General features: G+C 74.5%; 10 protein-coding genes. 5 read left to right on the forward strand and 5 right to left on the reverse strand.

The annotated features are described in order from the left end of the window. Window positions 1-131: 131 nt before the first annotated feature. Window positions 132-13,979, reverse strand: a complete 13,848-nt coding sequence (locus ACFWUQ_RS06310) for a type I polyketide synthase (RefSeq protein ID WP_384533593.1) — start codon at window positions 13,977-13,979, stop codon at window positions 132-134. Window positions 13,980-14,280: 301 nt separating this feature from the next. On the opposite strand from ACFWUQ_RS06310, the gene ACFWUQ_RS06315 reads away from it, so the two are divergent. Further along, window positions 14,281-15,900 carry an MFS transporter gene (locus tag ACFWUQ_RS06315; protein ID WP_384533595.1) on the forward strand — a complete coding sequence of 540 codons (1,620 nt, stop codon included), beginning with the start codon at window positions 14,281-14,283 and terminating at the stop codon, window positions 15,898-15,900. 511 nt (window positions 15,901-16,411) lie between these two features. After that, window positions 16,412-18,169 carry a BTAD domain-containing putative transcriptional regulator gene (locus tag ACFWUQ_RS06320; RefSeq protein ID WP_384533599.1) on the forward strand — a complete coding sequence of 586 codons (1,758 nt, stop codon included), beginning with the start codon at window positions 16,412-16,414 and terminating at the stop codon, window positions 18,167-18,169. 172 nt (window positions 18,170-18,341) lie between these two features. Here the strand turns inward: ACFWUQ_RS06320 and ACFWUQ_RS06325 are convergent, their stop codons facing one another. From ACFWUQ_RS06325 to ACFWUQ_RS06335, 3 genes are all read right to left on the reverse strand, one after another. Beyond that, window positions 18,342-18,956: a ScbR family autoregulator-binding transcription factor gene (locus ACFWUQ_RS06325; RefSeq protein ID WP_384533602.1), complete on the reverse strand. Its 615-nt coding sequence runs from the start codon at window positions 18,954-18,956 to the stop codon at window positions 18,342-18,344. A gap of 297 nt (window positions 18,957-19,253) precedes the next feature. Beyond that, window positions 19,254-20,483 (reverse strand): cytochrome P450, encoded by a 1,230-nt coding sequence (locus tag ACFWUQ_RS06330; RefSeq protein WP_384533605.1) that lies wholly within the window; start codon window positions 20,481-20,483, stop codon window positions 19,254-19,256. Window positions 20,484-20,662: 179 nt separating this feature from the next. Then, window positions 20,663-21,346: a ScbR family autoregulator-binding transcription factor gene (locus tag ACFWUQ_RS06335; RefSeq protein WP_384533608.1), complete on the reverse strand. Its 684-nt coding sequence runs from the start codon at window positions 21,344-21,346 to the stop codon at window positions 20,663-20,665. Between the two features lie 470 nt (window positions 21,347-21,816). Between ACFWUQ_RS06335 and ACFWUQ_RS06340 the strand changes: the two genes are divergently transcribed. Further along, window positions 21,817-23,553 (forward strand): acyl-CoA dehydrogenase, encoded by a 1,737-nt coding sequence (locus ACFWUQ_RS06340; RefSeq protein ID WP_384533611.1) that lies wholly within the window; start codon window positions 21,817-21,819, stop codon window positions 23,551-23,553. A gap of 99 nt (window positions 23,554-23,652) precedes the next feature. On the opposite strand, the gene ACFWUQ_RS06345 is transcribed toward ACFWUQ_RS06340, so the two are convergent. Then, window positions 23,653-24,249 (reverse strand): hypothetical protein, encoded by a 597-nt coding sequence (locus ACFWUQ_RS06345; protein WP_384533614.1) that lies wholly within the window; start codon window positions 24,247-24,249, stop codon window positions 23,653-23,655. A gap of 404 nt (window positions 24,250-24,653) precedes the next feature. Between ACFWUQ_RS06345 and ACFWUQ_RS06350 the strand changes: the two genes are divergently transcribed. Then, entirely contained in the window at window positions 24,654-24,923 is a 270-nt protein-coding gene (locus ACFWUQ_RS06350) for a hypothetical protein (RefSeq protein ID WP_384533617.1), read from the forward strand. 190 nt (window positions 24,924-25,113) lie between these two features. Continuing rightward, window positions 25,114-25,956: an alpha/beta fold hydrolase gene (locus ACFWUQ_RS06355; RefSeq protein ID WP_384533619.1), complete on the forward strand. Its 843-nt coding sequence runs from the start codon at window positions 25,114-25,116 to the stop codon at window positions 25,954-25,956. The last annotated feature ends 256 nt before the right edge of the window (window positions 25,957-26,212 follow it).

The following is a 26,212-nucleotide window of genomic DNA, read 5'->3' on the forward strand; positions in this document are numbered from 1 at the left end:
CGCGTGGGGCGCGGGGCGGCCGCTTAACTGCGTGGATCGGTCAGGTGTCGGTGCCGGATGCGGGGTCCGGGGCCTCGGCCCGGACGGAGGCCGGGGCCCCGGCCCGGACGCCGAAGCCCCTTCCGCGTCGGTCAGTCCAGTTCGTTGATCAGGGCGAAGAGCTCCTCGTCGCTCGCCGAGTCCAGGTCGGCGTCGTCGTCGGCCTCGGCCGTCGGGGCGGTCCTGCCGCCCGCCGTGTCGGCGATGCTGAGCAGCTCCCGCAACTCGTCGGCGATCCGGTCGTAGCCTGCCGGGTCCCCGGCGGCTTGGCGGACCGCCGCCTTGAGCCGGTTCAGTTCGGCGACGACCGGGTCCGCGGGCGAGACCTCCTCGACCTTGATCTGCCGGCCGAGGTGCTCCGCGAGGGCCGCCGGGCTGGGGTGGTCGAAGACGAGGGTGGTCGGCAGGCGCAGACCGGTCGCCCGGCCCAGCTGGTTGCGCAGCTCGACCGCGGTCAGCGAGTCGAAGCCGAGCTCCTGGAACGCCCGGTCGGCCTTGACCGCGTTCGGGTCGGAGTGGCCGAGCACACCGGCCACCTGGCCCCGTACGAGGTCGACCAGCGCCCGCTCCCTCTCGGCGGCCGTCAGACCGGCGAGCCGCCGCGCCAGCGACGGGCCGGTCGCGTCCTGCACGCCGGCCTGCGCCGCCGCCGTACGGCGGCGGGCGGCGGGGGCCAGGCCCCGCAGCACGGGGGGCAGGGACTCGGCGTTGGCGCGCAGGGCCGCGGTGTCCAGCCGGGTGACCGCGAGGACGGGCTCGCCGCCGGACGTCGCCGTGTCGAACAGCCGCATGGCCTCGGCCGATTCGAGCGGGAGCAGTCCGATGCGGGCCAGTCGCCGCAGGTCCGTGGCGTCGAGTTCACCGCTGATGGCGCTGGTCTGGTTCCACAGGCCCCACGCCAGCGAGGTGGCCGCGAGCCCCAGGGCCGCCCGGTGCTGCGCCAGGGCGTCCAGATAGGTGTTGCCCGCGGCGTAGTTGGCCTGGCCCGCGTTGCCGATGAGGCCGGCGATCGACGAGTAGAGGACGAAGGCCGTCAGGTCGAGGTCGCGGGTCAGCTCGTGCAGGTTCCACGCGGCGTCGACCTTGGGCTTCAGTACCGCGTCCAGCCGCTCCGGCGTGAGGTCCGTCAGCACCGTGTCGTCCAGCACCCCGGCCGTGTGCACCACGGCAGTCAACGGCCGGTCGGAGGGCACCGCCGCGACGACAGCCGCCAGCGCCTCCCGGTCACCCACGTCGCACGCGGCGAAGGCGACCCGCGCCCCGAGGGACTCCAGCTCCGCCGCCAGCTCGTCCGCGCCGGGAGCCCCCTGGCCACGGCGCGACACCAGCAGGAGGTCCCGGGCGCCGTGCTCCACGGCCAGGTGCCGGGCCAGTACACCGCCCAGGGTGCCGGAGGCCCCGGTGACCAGCACCGTGCCCGCGCTCCAGTCCACGGCTCCGGCCTGCTCCGAAGCGCCGGACCGGGCGAACCTCGGTACGAGGAACCGGCCGTCACGCAGGGCCAGTTGCGGCTCTCCCTGCGCGAGGACGAGGTCGGCGGTGACATCGGCGTCGACGTCCGCGAGGACGATCCGGCCCGGGTTCTCCGTCTGGGCCGTGCGCAGCAGGCCCCAGACACCCGAGGCCGCGAGATCGGCTACCGGCTCCCCGTCCACCGCGAGTGCGCCGCGGGTCAGGACGACCAGGACGCCGTCCTCGTGCGCCTCGTCCGCCAGCCATTCCTGGACCGATCGCAGCGTCTCCCGTACGAGGGCGCGCGCGTCCGCGCCCGCGCTGTCGTCCGGGCCGGGGCCGCCGGAGCGTACCTCCAGCACCGTGGCCGGGGTGTCCGCCGCCGCCGCGCCGCTCTCCGGGAGCGGGGTCCACCTGACGGCGAACAGCCCGTCCGGGCCGGCCGGTGCGGCGGCGGCGCGCAGCGCCTCCTTCGACAGCGGCCGCAGCGACAGCGAGGCGACGGTCGCCACCGGGGCGCCCGTACCGTCCGCGACCGTGAGGGAGGCTTCCAGGGTGTCGGCGCCCTGCTCGGTCACCGCGAGGCGGACCCGCAGGGTGCTCGCGCCCACCGCGTGCACGCTCACCCCCGACCAGGCGAACGGGAGCCTGGCCTGTCCCGCCTCCTCGACCACTCCGGGGAGCAGGGTGTGCAGGGCGGCGTCGAGCAGTGCCGGGTGGAGTAGGAAGCGGCCCGCCTCGGCCCGCTGCTCCTCGGGCAGCACGACCTCGGCGAACACCTCCCCCGTGCCCCGCCAGGCCCGTCGCAGACCGCGGAAGGCAGGCCCGTAGGCGAAGCCCAGCTCTTCCAACCGGTCGTACGCGCCGTCCAGCGACACCTCCGTGGCTCCGGCGGGGGGCCAGACCACGAGCGACTCGGCCGGCTCCGCCGGGGCCGGGCCGAGCAGGCCGCCCGCGTTCAGCACCCAGGGCAGGTCGCTGTCCTCGCCGTCGGGCCGCGAGTACACCTCCACGGGCCGGCCGCCGCCCGCGTCGGCCTCGCCGACGACCACCTGGATCCGCAGTCCTCCGCGCTCGGGCAGCACCAGCGGCGCGGAGAGCAGGAGTTCCGCCACGGTGGGGGCGCCGAGCTGCTCGCCGGCCCGGACGGCGAGTTCCACCAGGCCCGTGCCGGGCAGCAGCACGGTCCCGGACACGGCGTGTTCCGCCAGCCAGGGGTGGGTGCGCAGCGAGAGCAGACCGGTGAAGACGTGCGTGTCGCGGTCGGCGAGGCTTACGGCCGCGCCGAGCAGCGGGTGCCCGGCGGCCGTCAGGCCGAGGCCCTCCGCGTCCAGCGGGGGCTCGACGGCGTCCAGCCAGTAGCGCTCGTGCTGGAAGGCGTACGTAGGCAGGTCCACGCGCCGGGCGCCGCGGAACAGCGCGTCCCAGTCGGGGGTGGCGCCGCGCAGCGCGAGCAGGGCCAGCGCTCCCGCGACGGCCTCGGACTCGGACCGGCCGCGCCGCAGCGCGGGGGTGAGCAGGCCCGCCTCCTGGGCCAGGCAGTTCTCGGCCAGGGCGGTCAGGACGCCGTCCGGGCCGAGCTCCACGTACTCGGTGACGCCTTCCGCCTCCAGGTACCGCACGCCGTCGTGGAAGCGGACGGCCTCCCGGATGTGGCGGACCCAGTAGTCGGGTGAGGTGAGCTGCGCGTCGGTGGCGAGCGTGCCGGTGACGTTGGAGACGACCGGGATGCGCGGCGCGCGGAAGGTCAGTCCGGACGCCAGCGCGCGGAACTCGTCGAGCACCTCGTCCATGTGCGGCGAGTGGAAGGCGTGGGAGACCGGGAGGCGCTTGGTGCGGACACCCCGGGCGCGCCAGGTCCCGGTGATCTCCTCGACGGCGTCCTCGTCGCCCGAGATCACCACCGCGCGGGGGCCGTTGACGCCCGCGACGGCCACGCGGTGGCCCCCGTACGCGGCGAGGGAGGTACGGACCTCCTCCTCGCCGGCCTCGATGGCGGCCATCGAGCCGCCCTCGGGGGCGGACTGCATCAGCCGCCCGCGCCCGGCGACGAGCACGCAGGCGTCGGCGAGGTCGAGGACTCCGGCGACGTAGGCGGCCGTGACCTCGCCGATGGAGTGGCCCAGGAGGTAGTCCGGGCGGTATCCGTAGTGCTCGAAGAGGCGGAACAGCGCGACTTCGACGGAGAACAACGCGGCCTGGGTGAAGGCGGTCTGGTCGATGAGTGCGGCGTCGGCGGAGGCCTCCGGTGCGAACAGGACGTCCTTGAGGGGGCGGGCCAGTTCGGCGTCCAGATGGGCGCAGACCTCGTCGAGGGCGGTGGCGAAGACGGGGTGCGTGGCGTAGAGCTCACGCCCCATGCCCAGGCGCTGGCTGCCCTGTCCGGTGAACAGGAAGGCCGTCTTGCCGGGCCGGGTGGTGCGGCTGGTGACCACCCCGGGGACGTTCTCGCCGACCGCGGAGCCGGCGAGGGCCGTGAGGCCGCGCAGCAGGGACTCCCGGTCCCGGCCGAGGACCGCGGCGCCCTGGTCGAGCCGGGCGCGGCCGGTGGCCAGCGAGTGGCCGATATCGACGGCGGACAGCCGGGGGTCGGCCTCGACGAACCTGAGGAGGGCCGCGGCCTGGGCCCGTACGGCCTTCTCGTCCTTGCCGGTGATGATCCAGGGCAGGGTGGTGCCGTCGGGACCGGTGACGTCCGCGGCGGGGGCCGGGTCGGGGGCCAAGGGCGCCTGCTCGATGATGACGTGCGCGTTCGTGCCGCTGATGCCGAAGGAGGAGACACCGGCCCGGCGCGGGCGGTCCGTCTGCGGCCAGTCGCGGGTCTCGGTCAGCAGGGACAGCGCGCCGGAGTCCCAGTCGATGTGCGAGGACGGTTCCTCGGCGTGCAGGGTCTTGGGCAGCGTGCCGCGGCGCAGCGCCTCGACCATCTTGATGACGCCGCCGACGCCCGCGGCCGCCTGGGAGTGGCCGATGTTGGACTTCAGCGAGCCCAGGAACAGCGGCCGTCCGTCGGGCCGGTCCCGGCCGTAGGTGGCGAGCAGGGCCTGGGCCTCGATCGGGTCGCCGAGCGTCGTGCCCGTGCCGTGCGCCTCGACCGCGTCCACGTCCGCGGTGCCCAGGCCCGCGTTGGCGAGCGCCTGGCGGATCACCCGCTCCTGGGAGGGGCCGTTGGGGGCGGTGAGGCCGTTGCTCGCGCCGTCCTGGTTCACCGCCGATCCGCGGATCACCGCGAGTACCCGGTGGCCGTTGCGCCGGGCGTCGGAGAGCCGTTCGACGAGGAGCAGGCCGACGCCTTCGGCCCAGCCGGTGCCGCCGGCGTCCGCCGAGAAGGACCGGCAGCGGCCGTCCTCGGACAGGCCCCGCTGGCGGGAGAACTCCACGAAGGTGTGCGGGCTGTTCATGACGGTGACACCACCCGCGAGGGCCAGGTCGCACTCCCCCGAGCGCAGCGCGTTCGCGGCCAGGTGCATCGCGACGAGCGAGGAGGAGCAGGCCGTGTCGACGGTGACGGCGGGGCCTTCGAGTCCGTACGTGTAGGAGAGCCGTCCGGACAGCACGCTGGACAGGTTCCCCGCGAGCATGAAGCCCTCGAACTCGGCGGGGGTGGAGCCGAGTCGGGACGCGTAGTCGTCGTACATGGCGCCCGTGAACACGCCGGTCTCGCTGCCCCGCAGCGTCGCCGGGTCGATGCCCGCGCTCTCGAAGGTCTCCCAGGCCGTCTCCAGCAGCAGGCGCTGCTGGGGGTCGGTGGCGGTCGCCTCGCGCGGCGACATGCCGAAGAGCTCGCGGTCGAAGAGGTCCGCGTCGTGCAGGAAGCCGCCGTGGCGGGTGTAGGAGGTGCCGATCCGGGACGGGTCCGGGTCGTACAGCTTCTCCAGGTCCCAGCCCCGGTTGGTGGGGAAGGCGGAGACGGCGTCCACGCCGTCGGCGACCAGCCGCCACAGGTCCGCGGGTGAGGAGACGCCGCCGGGGAAGCGGCAGGCCATGCCGACGATGGCGATCGGCTCGTCGGCGCGGGTCCCGGCCCGGTTCCCGCGGGCGCGGGGGGCCTCCCCGTCGCCCGGCGCGGCCTTGGTGAGCAGGTACGCGGCGAGCGCGGCCGGGGTCGGTTGGTCGAAGACGACGGTGGCGGGCAGCCGCAGTCCGGTGGCCGTGCCGAGGCGGTTGCGCAGGTCCACGCCGGCCATGGAGTCGAAGCCGATGTCGTTGAAGGCGCGGGACGGGTCGACGGCCTCGGCGCCGGCGTGTCCGAGGACGGCGGCGACGGTGGCGCGGACCAGGGTCAGGACGGCGTCCTTGCGCCGTGCCTCGGGGAGTTCGGCGATCTGCCGGGTCCAGGTCGACTCCGCTCCGGCGCCGGCGCCCCCGGTACCCGCGCGGGCCGCGCGGCGCGGGCGGCCGCGCACCAGCCCCCGGTAGAGGGCCGGGACGGGTGCGTCGCCCGCCGCGAGGCGGGACGGGTCCAGGGCCACGGGGACGAGCAGCGGCTCGTCCCCGGCGAGGGCCGCGTCGAAGAGGGCGAGTCCGTGCGCGGGGGCGAGCGGTGACACTCCGCCCCGTGCCCAGTGCGCCAGGTGTGCTTCGGTGAGGCCGGCGCCCATGCCCTGGGTGGCGTCCCACAGGCCCCAGGCCAGCGAGGTGGCGGGGAGTCCGAGGGCGGCCCGGTGGTGTGCCAGCGCGTCCAGGTAGGTGTTCGCGGCGGCGTAGTTGGCCTGCCCCGCGGTGCCGGTGACGCCGGACACCGAGGAGAACAGCACGAAGGCCGACAGGTCCAGGTCCAGCGTCAGCTCGTGCAGGTGGCGGGCGGCGTCGGCCTTGGGGGTGAGCACCGCGTCGAGGCTGTCTGCGCTCAGCGACCGGACGGTCGCGTCCTGGAGGATTCCGGCGGTGTGCACGACGGCGGTCAGCGGGTGGTCGGCGGGTACGGCCGCCAGCAGCGCGGCGACCTGCGCCCGGTCGCCGACATCGGCGGCGGCGACGGTCACCTGCGCGCCGAGCGCGGCCAGTTCGGCCGTCAGCTCCGCCGCGCCGGGCGCCTGCGCACCGCGCCGGGAGGCGAGCAGCAGGTGCCGCACCCCGTGCTCGGTGACCAGGTGGCGGGCGAACAGCGCACCGAGGCCGCCGGTGCCGCCCGTGATCAGGACTGTGCCGTCGGCGCCGAAGCGGGGGGCTCGGGGCTCCCCCGTCCGCGCGGTGCGGGCGAGCCGGGGGGCGTGCACCCGGCCGCCGCGCACGGCGAGCTGCGGTTCGTCCGCGGCGAGGGCGGCGGCCGGCGGGAAGCCGGCCGACGCCTCCGCGCGGGCGGCGGTGTCGTCGTCCGGGTCGAGGTCGACGAGCACCACGCGGCCGGGGTGTTCGGACTGGGCGGAGCGGATCAGCCCCCACACGGCGGCCGTGGCCAGGTCCACCCGGTCGGTGGGCAGGACGCCGACGGCGCCGCGGGTGACGACGGCGAGGCGCGAGGCGGTGAACCGCTCGTCGGCCAGCCACTCGCGTACGAGCTCCAGCGCCTGCCGGGCGGCGGGGTGCGGGTCGCCGTCGCCGGCCGGCGGCGGGCTCACCCGTACGACCACGACGTCCGCCGGTTCGGCGTCGGCGAGGGGGCCCTCGGCCTCGGTCCAGGTGAGGGAACCGTCGGGGGCGGGCGCCGGCAGGACCGGCCACTCCACGGTGAACAGCCCGTCGGCGCCGCCGGTCGGGGCGGTGAGGCGCTCCTTGGGCACGGCGCGCAGCGCGAGGGCCTCCACCGAGGCCACGGGGGCGCCGCTGCCGTCGGCGAGGGTGAGGGAGGCGGCTCCGGCGCCGGCCGGGGAGATCCGGACGCGCAGTTCGGCGGCGCCGGTGGCGTACACGCTCACGCCGCTCCAGCTGAACGGCAGCCGGATGCTGTCGGCGTCGTCCGCGCCGTCCAGCACGAGGGGGTGCAGTACGGCGTCCAGGAGCGCGGGGTGGATCCCGTACCGCCCGGCACTCTCGGCCAGTGCCTCGGGCAGGCGCACCTCGGCGAAGACGTCGGCGCCGCGCCGCCACACGCCGCGCAGTCCCTGGAAGGCGGGCCCGTACGCGTAGCCCGCGTCGGCCAGGCGGGCGTAGATCCCGTCGAGCGGTTCCGGCTCGGCGTCGGCCGGGGGCCACTGGGCGAGATCGGCGTCGGCCGCCGGCCGCGACGGCGTCGGGGTGAGGACTCCGGTGGCGTGCCGGGTCCAGGGCAGCGACCGGTCGTCGCCGTCGGGGCGCGCGTGGATCGTGAAGGGGCGGGTTCCGGAGGCGTCCGGGGCGTCGAGCGCGACCTGGACCCGTACGGGGTCGCGGTGCGGGAGCGGCAGCGGCGCCTCCAGCGTCAGGTCCTCCACGTGCGGGGCTCCGACGTGGCCGCCGGCGGCGGCGGCGAGTTCCAGGAAGGCGGTGGCCGGCGCAAGGACCGTCCCCAGGATGGTGTGGTCGCCCAGCCAGGGCTGCGCGGAGCGCGAGATGCGGCTGGTGAACAGGGCGTCCTCACGCCCCGCGAACTCGACGGCGGCGGTCAGCAGCGGGTGCTCGGCGGCGTCGAGGCCGAGGCTGCGGGCGTCGGTGCGCCGCGTGGGGCCGAGCCAGAAGTGCCGGTGCTGGAAGGGGTAGACGGGCAGTTCGGTGCGTGCGGCTCCCGGGTGGAAGGAGGCGGCGTCCAGCGGTGCGCCGTGGGCGTACGCCTGGGCGAGCGCGGCGCTGAGGGTGTCCGTCTCGGAGCGCCCGGAGCGCATCAGCGCCACGGCGGTGATGCCGGTGTCCTCGTCCAGGGTGCGGCGGGCCAGCGCGGTCAGCACGGCGTCGGGGCCGACCTCGACGAGGACGGTCACGCCCTGGTCGGCGAGCCGGCGGGTGGCGTCGGCGAAGCGGACGGCTTCGCGGATCTGCCGGGTCCAGTAGTCGGGGGAGGTGAGCTGCTCGGTGGTGGCGGGCTCGCCCGTCACCGTGGACAGGATCGGGATGCGCGGTGCGCGCAGTTCCAGGCCTGCCGCGACCGCGCGGAACTCGTCGAGGATGCCGTCCATGTGCGGGGAGTGGAAGGCGTGGCTCACGGTCAGCCTGCGGGTGCGGCGGCCCGCGTCGCTCCACTGCTGGGCGATCCGGGTCACGGCCGCCTCGTCGCCGGAGATCACCACGGAGGACATGGAGTTCACGGCGGCGACGGACACCTCGGACTCGTGGCCCGCGAGGGAGGCGGCGATCTCGGCCTCGGCGCCCTCGACGGCGATCATCGCGCCGCCGGCGGGAGCGGACTGCATGAGCCGGCCCCGGGCCGCGACCAGGCGGGCGGCGTCGGCGAGGGAGATGACGTCCGCGACGTGCGCTGCGGCGAGCTCGCCGATGGAGTGTCCGGCGAGGACGTCGGGGACGACGCCGTGGTGCTCCAGCAGCCGGAACAGCGCGACCTCGACGGCGAAGAGGGCGGGCTGGGTGTACGAGGTGAGGTCGAGGAGGGCGGCCGGATCGGCGGCCGCGGCGTCGGTGTCGCTGTCGGTGCTGGTGGCGGTGTCCGCCGTCGGGGCGAGCAGCACGTCGCGCAGCGGCACCTCCAGCAGTCCGCCGAAGGCCGCGAGGACCTCGTCGAGCGCCGCGGCGAACACCGGGTGCGCCGCGTACAGTTCGCGGCCCATGCCGACGCGCTGTGCGCCCTGGCCGGTGAACAGGAAGGCGGTGCGGCCCGCCGAGGCGGCCGACCCGCGGTGCACCTGCGGGGCGTCGGAGCCCTCGGCGAGCGCCGTGAGCCCGGCCAGGACGCCGTCCGGCTCCGTACCGAGCACGACGGCGCGGTGCTCGAAGGCGGTCCGGGTGGCGGCCAGGCAGAATCCGATGGCCGCGAGGTCGGTGTCCGGCTCCCGTACGCGGGCGGCCAGGTCGGCGGCGCGGGCGCGCAGCGCCTGCTCGTCCCGGGCGCTGAGGACGAACGGCGCCGGTACGGAGGACACGGGTGGGGAGGACACGGGTGGGGAGGACGCCGGTGCGGAGGAATCCGGTACGGAGGACGCCGCCGGGGCGGGGGCCGAGGCCCGGGCGGCGTCGGGACGGGGCGCCGGGGCCTCCTCGATGACGACGTGCGCGTTGGTGCCGCTGATACCGAAGGAGGAGACGGCGGCGCGGCGCGGCCGCCCGCCGGCCGGCCAGGGCCGTTCCTCGGTCAGCAGGGCGACCGTTCCGCCCGACCAGTCGACGTGCCGGGTCGGCTCGTCGACGTGCAGGGTCCTGGGCAGGAGGCCGTGCCGCATGGCCTCGACCATCTTGATGATGCCGCCCACGCCCGCGGCGGCCTGGGTGTGGCCCAGGTTGGACTTGAGCGACCCGAGGAACAGCGGGTCGCCCTCGGCGCGCCCGGCGCCGTAGGTGGCCATCAGGGCCTCGGCCTCGATCGGGTCGCCGAGCCGGGTGCCGGTGCCGTGCGCCTCGACGGCGTCGACCTCGGCGGGGGTCAGGCCTGCGTCGGCCAGGGCTTCGGTGATCACGCGCTGCTGGGAGCGGCCGTTCGGGGCGGTGAGGCCGTTGCTGGCGCCGTCCTGGTTGATGGCGGAGCCGCGGATCACACCGAGGACGGGGTGGCCGTTGCGCTGGGCGTCGGACAGCCGCTCGATCATGAGCAGGCCGACGCCCTCGGCCCAGCCGGTGCCGTCGGCTCCCTCCGCGAAGGGCTTGCACCGGCCGTCGGGGGCCAGCCCGCGCTGGCGCGAGAACTCGACGAACATGCCGGGCGAGGACATCACGGTCGCGCCGCCCGCCAGGGCCAGGTTGGTCTCGCCCGAGCGCAGGGAGCGGATCGCCAGGTGCAGCGCGACGAGGGAGGAGGAGCAGGCCGTGTCGGCGGTGACGGCCGGTCCGACCAGTCCGAGCTGGTAGGCGATGCGGCCGGAGAGCACGCTGGTGGTGGTGCCGGTCAGCACGCCTCCCTGGACGGACTCGGGGGCCTCGTCCATGCGCGGCCCGTACTCCAGGGCCGTGCCGCCGACGAAGACGCCGGTGCGGCTGCCGCGCAGGGTGCGGGCGTCGATGCCCGCCCGCTCCACGGCCTCCCACGCCGTCTCCAGCAGCAGGCGCTGCTGCGGGTCCATGGCGAGGGCCTCGCGCGGCGATATCCCGAAGAACGCGGCGTCGAATCCGCCCGCCTCGTGGAGGAATCCGCCGTGCCGCACGGCGCTGTGGCCGGGCCGGTCGGGGTCGGAGTCGTACAGGTCCTCGGGCCAGCCGCGGTTCTCGGGGAACTCGCCGATCGCGTCGCCGCCCGCCGCGACCAGTCGCCACAGGTCCTCGGGGGAGGTGATGCCGCCCGGGTAGCGGCAGGCCATCGCGACGATCGCGATCGGTTCGCCGTCCGCGTCGGCCCGTACGGGGGCCTCCTGCGCCAGGGCGGCGGCGCCGAGCAGCTCACCCTCCAGGAACGCGGCGAGCGCCTGCGGCGTCGGGTGGTCGAAGAGCAGACCGCTGGGCAGGCGCAGGCCGGTGGCCCGGGCGAGGGCGCTGCGCAGTTCGGTGACCATCAGCGAGCTGAAGCCGAGGTCCTTGAACGGGGTCCGGGCGGGGATCCGGCGGTCGGGCCCGTACTCCAGGACGGCGGCGATGTGCCCGTTCAGCATCTCCTCGACGGCGCGCGAGCGCTCCGCGCCGGGGAGGGCGGCCAGACGCCGTCCGAACTCGCCCCGGGGCGCGGTGTTCTTGGTGCCCGGCCCTGCGGACGGGGCTTCGGCGACGGGCCGATCCAGCGGGGCGGCGGCCCGGCGGACGCCGTCGAACCAGTACCGCTCGCGCTGGAAGGCGTACGTCGGCAGCTCGGCGCGGCGCGCGTCGCCCCGGTCCCCGTACACCGCGCTCCAGTCGGCCCCGATCCCGCGCGTGAACACGGTGGCCAGCGCGGTCAGCGCGGACCGCGCCTCGGGCCGGTCGCCGCGCAGCAGCGGTACGGCGGCGGTCGATCCGGGGTCCATGGCGCAGTCGGCGGCCAGCGAGGACAGCACGCCGTCGGGGCCGAGCTCCAGGAAGGTGGCGATGCCGGTCGCCTCCAGGGTGCGTACGGCGTCGAGGAAGCGCACCGGGCGGCGGACCTGCTCGGTCCAGTAGGCGGGCGAGGTGAGCTGCCCGGGTCCGACGGCCGCACCGGTGACGGTGGAGACGACGGGGATGCGCGGTTCCGCGTAGGTGAGCGTGGCCGCGACGGTGTGGAACTCCTCCAGCATCGCGTCCATGTGCGGGGAGTGGAAGGCGTGGCTGACGGTGAGCCGCTTGGTCTTGCGACCCCGCTCGCCGAGCTCACGGGCGATGTCGGCGGCGGCGCTCTCGTCACCGGAGAGGACGAGGGCGCGGGGGCCGTTGACCGCGGCGAGGGCCAGTTCGCCCTCGCGGCCGGCCAGCAGCGGCAGCACCTCCTCCTCCGCGGCCTGGACGGCGATCATGGCGCCGCCCGGGGGCAGGGCCTGCATCAGCCGGGCCCGTGCGGCCACCAGGCGGGCGGCGTCGGCGAGCGAGAACACGCCGGCGACGTGCGCGGCGGCCAGCTCGCCGATCGAGTGGCCGGCGAGGGCGTCGGGGCGCACTCCCCAGGACTCGGCGAGCCGGAAGGCGGCGACCTCCAGGGCGAACAGCGCGGGCTGGGTGAAGCCGGTGTCGTCGAGGCCGTCGCCGTCGGCGACGACATCGGCGAGCGGGCGGTCGAGCAGCGGATCGAGGTGGGCGGCGACCTCGTCGAAGGCGGCGGCGTACGCCGGGAACGCCTCGTACAGTTCGCGGCCCATGCCGGTGCGCTGCGCGCCCTGCCCGGTGAACAGGAAGGCGGTCCCGCCCGGTTGCGGGGCGCCGGTGACGACGCCGGGGGCGGAGGTGCCGGCCGCGAGTGCGGCCAGCCCGTCGAGGAGGCCCGCGCGGTCGGCGGCCAGGACCACGGCCCGTTCGGCGAACAGGGTGCGTGCGGCGATCAGGGCCCGGCCGGTGTCCTCGGGCGCCTGCGCCGGGCGGGCGGTCGCGAAGTCGCGCAGCCGGCCGGCCTGGGCGCGCAGTGCGGCCTCGTCGCGGCCCGAGACGATCCAGGGGATCAGCGGCCGTGCCTCGGCCCCGGCGGGACCGGTCGTGGCGGGCGCCTCGGAGGGCGCGGGGGCCGGTGCTCCGGAGGCCGCGGGGGCCGTCGCTCCGGAAGTTGGTGCTTCGGAGGCCGTCGGGGCCGGTGCTTCGGAGAGCACGACGTGGCAGTTGGTGCCTCCCATGCCGAACGAGCTGACGCCCGCCACCAGCGGCCGGCTCTCATCGGGCCAGCGGGTCGGTTCCGTCTGCACCCGCAGCCCCAGGTCGGCGAGCGGGATGCGGGGGTTGGGTGTCTCGTGGTTGAGCGTGGCGGGCAGGAGGCGCCGGTGGATGCTCAGCAGGGTCTTGATCAGCCCCGCGATGCCGGCCGCGCCCTCCAGGTGCCCGATGTTGGTCTTGACGGATCCGACGCGCAGCGGCTCGCTGCCCGCGCGGCGGGTCCCGAGGGCGGCGCCGAGCGCGGCGGCCTCGACGGGGTCGCCCACGGGGGTTCCCGTGCCGTGCAGTTCGACGTACTGGACGTCGCCGGGGGCCACGCCGGCCCGCTCGTACGCCTCGCGCAGCACGGCCTCCTGGGCTGTCGCGCTGGGCACGGTGAGCCCGTCGGTGGCGCCGTCGTTGTTGACCGCGGAGCCGCGGATGACACCGTAGACGCGGTCGCCGTCGGCCAGGGCCGCGCCCAGGGGCTTGAGTACGACCACGCCGCTGCCCTCGCCGGGCACGAAGCCGTTGGCCCGGGCGTCGAAGGTGTAGGTGGTGCCGTCGGGCGACAGCGCCCCGAAGCGGGACTCGGTCAGCACGTTCTCGGCGAGCAGGTTGAGGTTCACGCCGGCGGCGATGGCGGTACCGGCCTCGCCGCCGCGCAGGCTTTCGCAGGCCAGGTGGACCGCGACGAGGGAGGAGGACTGGGCGGCGTCCACGGTCATGCTCGGACCGTGCAGACCGAGGTAGTAGGAGACGCGGTTGGCTATGACGCCCCGGTTGACCCCCGTCATGGTGTGCTGGGTGACGGCTTCCGCCCCGTGCAGGTACAGCAGGTTGGTGTAGTCGTCGCGCAGGGTGCCGACGAAGACCGAGGTCCGGCTGCCGCGCAGGGTCGCGGGGAGGATCCCCGCGTCCTCCAGCGCCTCCCAGGCGAGTTCGAGCACGAGGCGCTGCTGCGGGTCCATCGCGGCGGCTTCCCTGGGCGAGATCCCGAAGAAGGGCGCGTCGAAGGTGTCGACGCCGTCGAGGAAACCGCCCCGTCCCGCTCCGAGGCCGGCGCCGTCCTCGCCCCACCGCCCCTCCGGTACGGGGGTGATGGCGCTCTCGCCGCGTGCCAGCAGGTCCCAGAACCCGTCGAGGCCGGCCCCGCCCGGCAGCCGGCACGACATCCCCACGACGGCGATGGGTTCGATCCCGTTCCCGGTCGTGCCGGTGGTCCCTGCGTCGCTGCCGTGCTCGCTCTTCATCACTTCCGGATGCCCTTTCCTACTGCGTATCGCACCGGTCCAAGACTGCCTCTCCGCGTCTTGCAGACCCCGCCCATCCTTGCCATGGCGAAGCTATACGGAGGTCCTTCTGCGCGCGCCACCGAAAGGTAATCGCGAGGTAACCACCGCGCCCGGCCATCCGAAGGGCGGTAATTCGGCCACCCATTCCAACCCCGCGGAAAACGCGTTCTGCAAGAGACCGCGCGATTACCGGCGGATTCGAGTTCCGGGGTATGCCTTGAGGCTGCTCCCGCATCACCGATCCGTGGAAGGAACCCGGATGGACGCGCCCCGCCCCTCCCCCGCGCCGTTGCGCGCCGGCCCGCGCCAATGGGCCGGACTGGCCATACTGACCCTGCCGGCGCTGCTGCTCTCGCTCGACTCGACGGTGCTCTTTCTGGCCCTGCCCCATTTGAGCGCGGCGCTCGACGTCACCAGCACCGAATCCCTCTGGATCATGGACATCTACGGATTCCTGATCGCGGGGTCCCTCATCACGATGGGCACGCTCGGCGACCGTATAGGCCGCCGCCGACTGCTGTTGATCGGCGGGGCCGCTTTCGGTGTGGCCTCCGTACTCGCCGCCTACTCGGCGACTCCGGAAATGCTTATCGCCACCCGAGCCCTGCTGGGCGTCGCCGGGGCCACTCTGATGCCGTCCACCATGGCCCTGATCATGACCATGTTCCCGGAGGCCCGGCAGCGCGGGACGGCCATCGGCATCTGGGTCAGCTGCTTCTCCCTGGGGATCGCCCTCGGTCCCGTCCTCGGGGGGCTGATGCTGGAGTACTTCTGGTGGGGTTCCGTGTTCCTGCTCGCGGTGCCCGTGATGGTGCTGATGCTCGTGCTGGGCCCGATCCTGCTTCCCGAGGCGCGCGGCGAGGAGGCGGGACGGCTCGACCTGCCGAGCGTGGCCCTCTCGCTCGCGGCCATGATCCCGGCGATCTACGGCATCAAGGACCTGGCGAAACACGGGGTGACGCTCCTGGGCCTCGCCTCGGTGCTCGTCGGCGTGGCCATCGCCGCGGTGTTCGTCCGCCGGCAGTTCCGTCTGACGAGCCCCCTGCTCGACCTCCGGCTGTTCGCCAGCCGCCGCTTCACGGCGGCCCTCGTCATCGTGCTGGTCGGGCTGCTGGCCCTCGGCGGGGTGTACCTTTTCGTGACCCAGTACCTGCAACTGGTGCGGGAGCTCCCGCCCTTGGCGGCGGGCATGTGGCTGCTGCCCGCGGCACTGAGCATGGTGGTGTCCTCGATGGTCGCGCCGGCGCTCGCCCAGCGGTTCCGGCCCGGCCTCGTCGTCGGCGCGGGACTGTTCCTGTCCGCCGCGGGCTGCCTGCTGCTCACCGGGGTCTCGGTGGACGGACTGCCGCTGCTCGTGGTCGGCTTCACCCTCTTCTACCTCGGGATCGGGCCGATGGTGACCCTCGGCAACGAGCTCATCGTCGGTTCCGCCCCGCCGGACAGGGCGGGCTCCGCCTCCGCCGTCGGGGAGACCGCCATGGAGATCGGGATGGCCCTCGGCATCGCCGTGCTCGGGAGCCTGGGCACGGCCGTGTACCAGGCCCGGGTGGCCGGGGAGGAGTTCACGGGCGCGTCCGCGGCCGCCGCGCGGGCCGCACGCGACTCGCTGGCCTCCGGGGCGTCCGCGGCCGGCCCGCTGCCCGAGGCGACGGCCCTCCTGGCTCCCGCCCGCGAGGCCTTCACCGGCGCCCTCAACGTGGTCGGCCTGACCGGGGGGTTGATCGTCGGGCTGCTCGTGGCGGTCGCCGTGGTGTCGCTGCGCCAGGTGCCGCCGACGGGCAGCGGGCAGGAGGCGGCGCCGGACGGCGGGCACAGGGCGGCGCCGGACGGCGCGGAGGCCGCCGGAGGGCCTGCCGAAGCGGCCGCGACCGCCGTCTGACCCGCCGCAGGGCCGGGCCGCACGTCGTGCGCGGTCCGGCCCTTCCGTATGCCCGCCGCACGTTCCGCACGGCTCTCCCTCGGGTTCACCGCCTGTGACCTGGGCACTTCACCTCTGCGAAACATACCAACGGGTCGGTGTATTCCTGAGGCGAGAAACCGCCATACCGCACACCGTCACACCCCTGGACACCTAGCCACCACCGGCCGCGCGGGCACCCCGCACGGTAAACACCAGAGGTCCGCGGAGGGCCCGAAAGCGCTTGACATGCGGCCCCAACACTGGTTCTGAGCAGGGCGTTCGGCAAATCGCCAGACCCCCGAACCGATGGCATGGCCACGGATGCCACGCCCCGGCCCCGACAGCCACCCGCCCGCAGCTCTTCGGCCAACTGACGTTCGCATGTCAGCAACATATCCCACTTGAAAACCGGACTGCCGGTTTGTAATGTGCTGTGGGGGAGGACGACACGAACGCCCCGAACCACCGCCGTACCAGTCTTGGGGGAGATATGTGGTTCAAGATGCTGGGCCCGCTTGAGGCCGTCTCCGAAGGCAGGCCGATCGCCCTCGGAGGGAGTAAACAGCGGGCGGCCTTGGGCTACCTGCTGATGCAGCCCAATCAGGCGGTACCCACGAGTCGACTGCTCAGGGCGCTGTGGAACTCCGAGGCGGCCCCGGCGACCGCGCGCAAGATCCTGCAGAACGCCGTCTGGGGCCTGCGCCGCGCCCTCGCCACCGGCTCGGCGTCGGAGCCTCCTGTCGCCCTGCGCACGCAGGCTCCCGGGTACACCCTCGACGTCTCGCCCGACCGCGTCGACCTGCACCTCTTCTACCGCTGGGCGGAGGAGGGCCGGGACCGGCTGGAGGCCGGCGCCCCCGACGCCGCGGCCCTGCTGCTGCGCGACGCGCTCGACCTGTGGCGCGGGCCCGCGCTCTCGGACCTGGTCGAGGTCGGCCTGATGTGGCCCGAGCTGACCACGGTCCAGAACATGCGCCTCGACGTGCTGGAAGACCTCTTCGAGGCGCAGCTGGCCTGCGGGCACCACTACGCGGTGCTCGGGGAACTGGAGTCGATGGTCGAGAACGAACCACTGCGCGAAAGGGCCTGCGGCCAGCTGATGCGCGCCTTCTACCGCAGCGGCCGCCAGGCGGACGCCCTCGGCGTGTACGGACGGCTGCGCGCCGCCCTCGTCGAGGACCTCGGCCTGGAGCCCAGCCGCGAACTCCAGCTCGTCCAGCAGGCGATCCTCAACCACGACCGCGAGCTGCAGTTCCACGGGCCCGCGTCCGGCCCGGTGACGCTGACGCGGCGCGAGCGGCCCGCTCCCGCCGCCGCGCCGACGCCGGAGCCCCTGGCGGCACCCGCCGCCCGCCGGTCCCCCGCCGGACCGCCCGCACGCGTTCCGGCGGCGGCTCCTGCCCCAGCTCCTTCTCTCGCTCCTGCTCCTGCTCCGCATCCCGCGAGCGCGTCGGCGCAGTCGCCGAGCGCGGTGCGTCGCACGGCGAGCCTGCTCCTCGTACGCGCCGAACCCCGCGGGGAGGACATCAACACGGCGCTCAGCGACATGAGTACGGTGATCCAGCGCGAGATCGAGGCCTGCGGCGGTGTCGTCGCGGCGTCGATGGGCTCGGTCAGCCTGGGTCTGTTCCTGGCGGCCCCGGAGAGCGAGGACCACGCGGTACGGGCGGTCCGGGCGGCAGCGGCGCTGCGCGAGGCGTTCGACCCGGCCGTCGCACCCGCGGGCCACGGCCGGCTGCGCGCGGCCGTCACCACGGGCGAGGTCCTCATCCGCCCCACGGCGAGCGCGGGCGGGCACCCCCTGGTCAACGGGGCGCTGCTGCACAGCTGCGAGACCATGCTGTCACTCGTCGGCGACCGCGGCGTCCAGGTCTGCTCACGCACCCGCCAGGCCACGGCGGGCCTCTTCCCCTACGCCGAACTGCCGGGCTCCACAGCGTCCCCCGCGCGCTGGCGGCTGCTGGACTGGCTCGCACCCGGGGCCGCCGGCGCCTCCGCGACCACCTGGTCCGGACCGCGCGAGGCCGCGATGGACCCGCACCGCGAGCTCACGGCCCGCCACGGGCGCTCCTCCGCGCACCCGGCTCCGGATACAGCACGCCAGCGGATCCTCGCCGGACTGAGCGCGGCGGCGCGAAACCAGGACTCCTCACCCGCGCCGGCCTTCAAGGGCGGCCGGTCCTCCGGCCACGACCCGTACGCACTGCACGACGTCGTCCTGGCCGCCTACTCCGCCCACTCCGCCTGACGACCGGCGGAAGCGCCGAACACGTAGACGTGTGAGCCCAGTCGGCGCTGCGGCCGGCCGGCCGCCGGCCTCCCGAACGAGCTTGCGGCTCGGGAGGCCGGCAGCGGCACGTACGCCTACCCGCACAAACGGACCAGTCGGGCGGTTAACCCGCGCGGGTGACCGGGCGCGCTCAGCGTTCGACGATGCCCGAGGCAACCAGTCCGCCGAGGTTGGGGCTCTCCACCAGCCGCGGCAGCAGCAGCTCCCAGAAGGTGGTGACGGTCGTACGCGACAGCCACCGCGGGTCCTTGCCGCCCAGGGTCTCGAACCCGGCGGCGACGGCGACGACGGCGGTCGCCACGTCCTGCGCCGTCAGCCCGTCCGCCAGGACTCCCTCGGCCTCGGCCTTCGCGAGTGCGGCTTCCACCCACTCCCGCCAGATGTGGCGGAGGTCGCATGTGGCGCCGATCCGCGAGACGTTGGCACTCAGGTCGAAACCCGCGCGCAGGACGACATCGTCGCGCAACGCCCGGGTCAGGCTGTGCGTGGCGTCGATCAGCCCCTGGAGGGTGCGCCCGGCCCGGCGCCCGGTGATCTCGTCGAGGCGCCTGCGCGCCAGCCGGATCACCGCGTCCGCGAGGGCCACCTTGCTGGGGAAGTGGAAGTGCAGCGCACCGCTGCTCACGCCGGCCTGGGAGCTGATGGTGGCGAGCGAGGCCGACTCGAAGCCGTCGCGGTCGAAGAGCACGGCCGCCGACGCGATCAATGCGTTGCGCGTACGTACCGCGCGTTCCTGTGTGGCCAAGGGAGGCTCCGTCGTCAGGCAGGGGTCGGGGTCCGAGAGAGACGGCGCCCCACTCGGCTCGCATCGCTGGTCCCTCACGCCGATTCTAACAAACCGCCATCGCGGTTTCTATGCGTTGGCATGGAACGTCTTGCCGGAGATCACATCCGTCGCACTCCGGCGAACCCGACCGTGACGGCGCATCACCATCCCGCCCCCGCCCGGCAGCCGCCCCCGCCCGGCGCACGCGGAAGGGCCCCGCGGCCGACTCGCCGCGGGGCCCCTCTCCCGCCCGTGTTCCGCCGTCCCCGGCGCCCGTTACTCCGGTCGCAGCACCACGGGGAGGGAGGAGTAGCCGTTCAGCAGGAAGGTCGGCAGCGGTTCGATGTCCTCCACCGGCCGGGCGAGCACGGCACTCGGGTAGCGCCCGAAGAGGACGTCGAGTGCGACCGTGGCCTCCAGGACGGCCAGCGGCGCCCCCAGGCAGCGGTGCACGCCGTGCCCGAAGCCCAGCGTGTCCCGCCCGGTGCGGAGCAGGTCGAACTCCGCGGCGTCCGGCCCGTACCGCTGCGGGTCGCGGCCGCCGGCCGCGAAGGACACGAGGATCGGGTCGCCCTGCGCGAGCCGCACCCCGTCGAGCTCGATGTCCTCGACCGCGAAGCGCATCGGCGAGAAGTTCGCGGGGCTGTGCACCCGCATCGTCTCGGCGACCACGTCCTCCCAGTCGGCCTTGCCCTCGCGCACGTACGCCAGTTGGCCGGGGTGGGTCAGCAGGGCGACCGACGCGTTGGTGATGAGCGCGGCGGTGGTGTCCTGGCCCGCGGCGATCAACAGGAAGAGCGAGCCGAGCAGTTCCTGCTCGGTGAGCCGCTCACCGCCGTCCCGGGCCTCGATGAGGGCCGAGGTCAGGTCGTCGCCGGGCTGGGCCCGCTTGGCGGCCACGTGCGAGGCCAGCAGCCCGAATGCCGTCATCCGGGCAGCTTCCATCTCCCGCGCCGCCACCGTGGTACTGAAAACGGTGCCCAGGGCGCCGCACAGGGCGTCGCGCGCGGCGCCCTGCTCGACGCCGAAGAGCTCGCAGATCACCTGGAGCGGCAGCAGCTCGGCGAACGCGGCGCGCAGGTCGACCGGTCGGCCCGCCGGCACGGACTCCAGGGCGCCGAGGAGCTCCGCGGCTATCCCCTCGATCCGGGGCCGCAGGGCGGCGGCCCGCCGCGCCGTGAAACTACCGGCGACGAGTCTGCGCAGCCGCGCGTGCTCCTCGCCGTAGGAGAACAGCATGTTCTCGTTGGCGACCCAGGGGTAGAGCGGCCACTCGGACGTGATCCGCCCGTCGATGAAGTCGGGCCAGTGCCGGCGCGCGTCCTTCGACACCCGCGGGTCGAGCAGGAGCCGCTCGACGAGTTCCTGGCGCACCACCGCCCAGGCGCGGACCCCGCCCGGGAGCTCCACCCCGACCGCCGGACCCCGCCCCCGCAGCATCGCGACCTCGCCCGCGATGTCCTTCCCCGTCACGTCCAGCGCGTACGGGCAAGCAGTCAGGTCCATCTGTGCACTCCGTTCGGTTGGTCATCGCGTTCCGTGCCCCACCACACACACGCACCGGGGAGAGCGAAGTGCCCTCTCCCCCCTTCCGACGTCCGCGTACGGACCGTGCGCGCGGCACCGCGGACGGCGGACGCCGTGCACGGAGCCGTACTCACGGGATCGCACCCACGGGGTCGCACTCACTGCGGCACTGCGGCCGCCGCCTTCTCGTCGCGCAACTTGACGGCCGCCTCGTACACCCGCTCCGCGCGGTCGGCGGCGAAGTCCAGGCGTACGAGGACTCCCGGCATGGCGATGGAGGCCAGCAGGGTCCGCATCAGGTCGGTCACCCGCTCCACCATGTCCGCGTGGCCGGTCATTATCTTGGAGAGCACCTGGACCCCGGTGAAGCTGCCGGTGAACAGCTTGGCCATGTCCTGGATGTCCACGTGCGGAAGCAACTCCCCGGCCTCCCGCGCCCGGTTGAGCACCGAAGCGTTGTGGCTGTTCCACGCCTGCATGGGGACCTTGCGGTCCAGGCCGTCGTGCGGGGACCCCTGGTCCACGGCGAGCCGCACGCTGCCGCGCACCATCGGATCGCCCTTGTGCAGCAGATAGGCGAGCACCAGGGCCTCGTCCACGCTCTGCTGGAGGAACAACTCCTGCTCCGGCACCGGCGGCAGGGCGTCGACCTGCCCGATCAGGACCTCCTGGGCGAGCTCCTCCTTCGACGCGAAGTGGAAGTAGAGGGCGCCCTTGGTGACACCGGACTTCTTCAGCACCTCGGAGATCGTCGCGGCCTCGTAGCCGACCTCGTCGAACAGTTCCGCGGCTGCAAGCAGCATCTTCTGCCGCGTGCGAATGGCTCGCTCTTGCCGCGCCATCCACGTCCTCCATGTGCTGGGCCGGAACAAACCGACAGGTTCGCAATCTGAACGTCGCGCACGCGGCGCGACGTCCGGGGCGATCGCCCCGACGCGGCCGGCACATGTGCTGACCGGCGCAAGCGTAGTCACATCCTACGGCCACTCCGCGTCCACAATAGGAGAATAAAACCAGGTCACCGGTTTTAACAATCGGACTCTTGAAAACTAAACCGGCTGGTACGTATCTTTGGTCCGTCTGCACTTCGGTTCCTAACGGGGAAGGTCCGATGTCCGCACCAACGCTCCATCAGTCGGAAGTATGCGCAGCCGGTGAGCCCGGGGGGGCTCCCAACCTCATCGCACAGCCTCGCACTTCGCACCCGCCGGCGGTCGCCTGCGGCCCCTGCGCCTCCCGTTCCTCCGCCGCCTCGGGTCCTGCTCCCAGCGAGCTCACCCGCCTCCTGTTCGACGGAGCGGACCGCGACCGGGTGCACGGGGACTGGCGGGCACTCGCGGGCGGCGCCGCCTTCGCCCACCGGCCCGGCCTCTCCGCCGCGGAGCGGACGGAACTCTCCTACGACCGGCTGCGCCTGGTCAACCGGTCGGTCACCGATGCCGCGCATCTCACGCGCGACGCACGCCGGTTGGCGGCGCTCCACGAGTGGACCGGGTTCGTCGACGGCGGCCTGTGCACCCTGGCCAGCATCCACTACAACCTCTTCCTGGGCAGCTTGGTCGACCACGACGGCCATCACCGCGATCTGTCGGCCTACACCGCCATGCGGCGCGTCGGCACGTTCCTGTGCACCGAGCTGGAACACGGCAACGACGTGGCGTCGCTGCAGACCGTCGCGGTCTTCGACCGCGGGACCGGCGGGTTCATCCTGAACACGCCCGGTCCGGGCGCGCAGAAGTTCATGCCCAACACCAGTCTCATCGGCGGCCCGAAGAGCGCCGTGGTGGCCGCGCGCCTCCTCGTCGACGGGAAGGACCAGGGCATCTTCCTGTTCCTGACCCCGCTGAGCGACCAGGCCGGGCACCTGCCCGGGGTCCGGGTCCGTCAACTGCCGCAGCGTACGGGAACTCCCGTCGACCACTGCCTCACCGCCTTCGACCACGTACGGCTCCCCCGGGAGGCCATGCTGGAGGCCGATCACGGCCGGCTCGGCGAGGACGGCACCCTGGCCAGCAGTCTGGGCAACCGGCGGAAACGTTTCCTCCGGTCCGTCGGCCGGGTCACCATGGGCAAGCTCTGCATGAGCGCGGGCACCCTGGGCATGGCCCGGTCCGCGCTGGCCATAGCGGTGCGCTACGCCCAGCACCGGCACATCAGCGGCCCGAAGGCCGGGGAGCGCATCCCGTTGGCCGCCCACCGGAGCCACCACGGGAGACTGCTGGGCTCCCTCGCCGACGCGTACGCCATGACGTTCCTGCACCGCTCGGTCCTCGACCGGTGGGTCACGCACGACGAGGCGGACCGGGAGGAAGTGGAGCGTTCGGTGGCCGTGGCCAAGGGCTGGATCACCTGGCAGGCGAGGGAGATCACGACCGAGGCCCGCGAACGCTGCGGCGCACAGGGCCTCTTCCCCGCCAACGGCATGTCAGAGCTGCCCGGCAACATCGAGGGCGGGATCACCGCGGAGGGCGACAACCTCGTCATCTGGGTCAAGGCGGCGGCCGAGATGGTCTTCGGGCACGAAGTGCCCCCGGCCGCCCCTGGGGTGCCTCCCGTCGGCGAACGGGCGCTGACCGACCCGGAGTTCCTCCGCGACCTCCTGCTGTCGGTCGAGCGGACCTGGCAGGCGCGCGCCCGCCGGGCACTGCGCGGGGGCGCCCCGGGCAATCCGGTCGGCCGCTGGAACGAGACCTCGGGCGCCGCCCTGGAGATGGTGTCCGTGCACGCCCGGCGCGAGGCGGCCGACGCCTTCCTCGCGGCGGCCGAGCGCGCCGCGGACCCGGCGACCCGGCGCCTGCTGCGCCGGCTGTGCTGCCTGTTCCTGCTGCGCCAGTTACGTCCGTACACGGGGGACCTGCTCGCCGAGCAGCGCCTGACCCCCGAGCACGCCCTGGGGGTGCACCAGGCGGTCGAGGCGGTCACGGCCGAGCTCGCCCCGCACCTGGCGGAGCTGGCGGACGCCTTCGACCTGCCGGAGGAGTTCCTCTCCGGCGTGCCCGTCGCCAACGCGGACTACCTCGACCACTACCAGGGGCCTACCGCGCCCTGACGCCGCCGTGCCCCCGTCCGGGGCGGAACACACCGGACGGGGGCACGGGAGCGCCTCGCGGCGGGGCGGGGTCGGCCGGCGGGGCGGGGTCGGGCCGAGTCAGTGGGTGAGGTGCCAATCGCCCGGCGAGGGCATGTGAGGAGACAGCGCACGGGCGCGCTGCCACATGCCGTGGACCTGCTGGGCGGGGCGCTGCTGCTCCCCGTGGAGGGCGTTGAGGATGATCAGGCCCCCGGTCAGGGCCGGTACGACCCACTGGGCACAGGCGAGGTGCCGCTCGGCCTTCTTGGTGTCGAAGGGGTGCCGGTCGGCCTTCTCCGCGTCCTGGAGGTCGCCGGAGGAGGCGTACTCGATCTTCTTGCCGAGCACGCGGGCGTAGGCGGTCGCGGCGAGGGCCGCTCCGGTCAGGACGGTCTTGGCCAGGGTGGAGGCGGCGACGCCCTGCTGCGTGGCGACGCGGGCCGCGTTGGCCGCCAGCAGGCCACTGGAGCCGACCAGGTGGGCGCCGATCGCCGCGGCGCCCACCGGCGCCCACCTCGCCCAGCCGGTACTCGCGATCCGCGCGCCGGCCTCCCACGTCGCGCCCTCCGCCTTGGCGGCGCCGTTGAGGCCGACCGCTCCCATCAACGAGCCGCCGAACCAGGCGGCCAGCCCGACGTCATGCAGACTTCTCAGCACGGTGTTGCGTTCGGACATGCGGTTCTCCTCCACGGGCACGCGGGATGCCGACAGGCTCGTCAGCGCTGCGGCCACCGTCGCCCGCACGCCCCGCCACCGCCATCCCGATTGCTCCGAACGGCCTGCCGCTCCCGCCGCCCGCAGGGACTTCGGCCGTCAGGATCCGGGCCGCGGCGGGCCTTCTCCGTGTGTCCGGCGGGCCGGGGCGGGGGTGCGGCGCCAGCGGGTGCGCGCGGCAGGGGGCTGCTCTAGCGTCGGAAGAGGGAGGGGAGAGCCCTGCCGAGCCGGTACGGCGCGGGAGCCCGGGCCCCGTGGGCCGCGGGCCGCTGATCGGCTGTGCGCGCTCGGCGCCGTTCCGACGCGGGTCCGGTACGCATCCAGGTCCCGGGCCGCGCGACGATCCCGGAGAGCAGGTGCGTCCCATGCGCACGTCGACCCGTATCGCAGGTGTCCTCACCGGCCTGACCCTCGCACTCGGCGGTGCGGCCCTCACGGCCCCCGCCGCCCACGCGGATGTCACGGCCTGCATCAACCAGGTCGAGCGGGAGCTCAGGGGCGGCGAGGCCCCCGGAGCCGTCCGGACGGCCTGCTACGTCGGGCAGACCGGCGACCACGACCGCTGCGTGACCGCCCTGACCGCCAGCAGCGTGACGAACGGAACCGCGGTCACCGCCTGCCGCGTGGCTCCGTAGGCGCCTGTCCCAGGCCTCGTCCGGGAAGGGTGACCGATGAGTTCGGGCGGCGGATCGGGTCTGCCCCGCATGACTCACCTCATCGCTCGCATCGCGCTCTCCTCCGACGGCCTCCCCACCGGGACCGGCCCCGACCCGTGCGCGGCATCGCCCGCGGCGCACCCGGCACGCCACGGATCCCGGTGATCTGATGACCACGGTCAACGCCAACGGAGTCGATCTGGGCGTCGAGTCGTTCGGTGACGACGACGCGCCACTCGTCCTGCTCGCGGGCGGGACGACGATGCTCTCCTGGCCCGACGCGCTGTGCGAGCGTCTGGCTGCCGGCGGGCGGCGGGTGGTGCGCTACGACCTGCGCGATTGCGGGGAGTCGACGACCACGGACCCGGAGGCGCCCGCCTACACCCTCCGCGGCCTCGCCGCGGACGCGGCGGCCCTCGCCGACGCGCTCGGCGGGGGGCCCGCGCACCTCGCCGGGATCGGCGTCGGCGGGATGGTCGCCCAGGTCGCCGTGCTCGACCATCCGGGCGCGTTCTCGGCGCTCACCCTGGTCGGCACCCGCCCCGTCGCCCCCGGCCCGGCCGACGCCGACCTTCCCGACCATGACGGGGCGATGCTGAGGCGGCTGTTCGGGCGTCCGATGCCCGAGTGGACCGACCGGGAGGCGGTGGCGGAGTACGCCGCCGCCGGCGCGGAGATCCGCGGCGACGACCCGGTCGCCGCGCGCGCGACCGCCGCGCGCGTCTGGGACCGTACGCCCGGAACCGCGCCGCCCGTCCAGATGGCGAGTCAGATGGGCACGGTGTTCTCCAGGCTCGACTGCACACCCCGCTGGCGCGAGCGACTGCCGGAGATCCAGGTCCCCGCGCTCGTCGTCCACGGCCGCCGCGACCGGTTCTTCCCCGTCGGCAACGCCGAGGCGCTGGCGCGCGAGATCCCCGGGGCACGGCTGCTGGTCCTCCAGGAGGCCGCCAACGCGATCCCCGACGCGGCCGTCGGCGAGGTCACCGACACGATGCTCGGGCTCGGCTAGGGCGTCTCTTCCGGCGCGTGTCGCGAGCCCGGCCGGATCCGCCAGAGACGACCTGGAGGACGGCGCCGCGCGGCAGGGCGAGCGGAGTCCGATGCGGCACTGGCCGACGGCTTGCGGCCGGGCGTCGCGCGGCCTCCGATCGTGCCGACCGGCCGGGGGCCACCCGTCCGGGGGCCACCCGTCCGGCCGCGACCCTTCCGGCGGCACCCACGTTGCCTCCTGACGACCGCGTCGTTGGGCGCTGGGCGCGACGTCC

It is taken from the genome of Streptomyces sp. NPDC058662 (assembly GCF_042716255.1).
Lineage (GTDB): Bacteria > Actinomycetota > Actinomycetes > Streptomycetales > Streptomycetaceae > Streptomyces.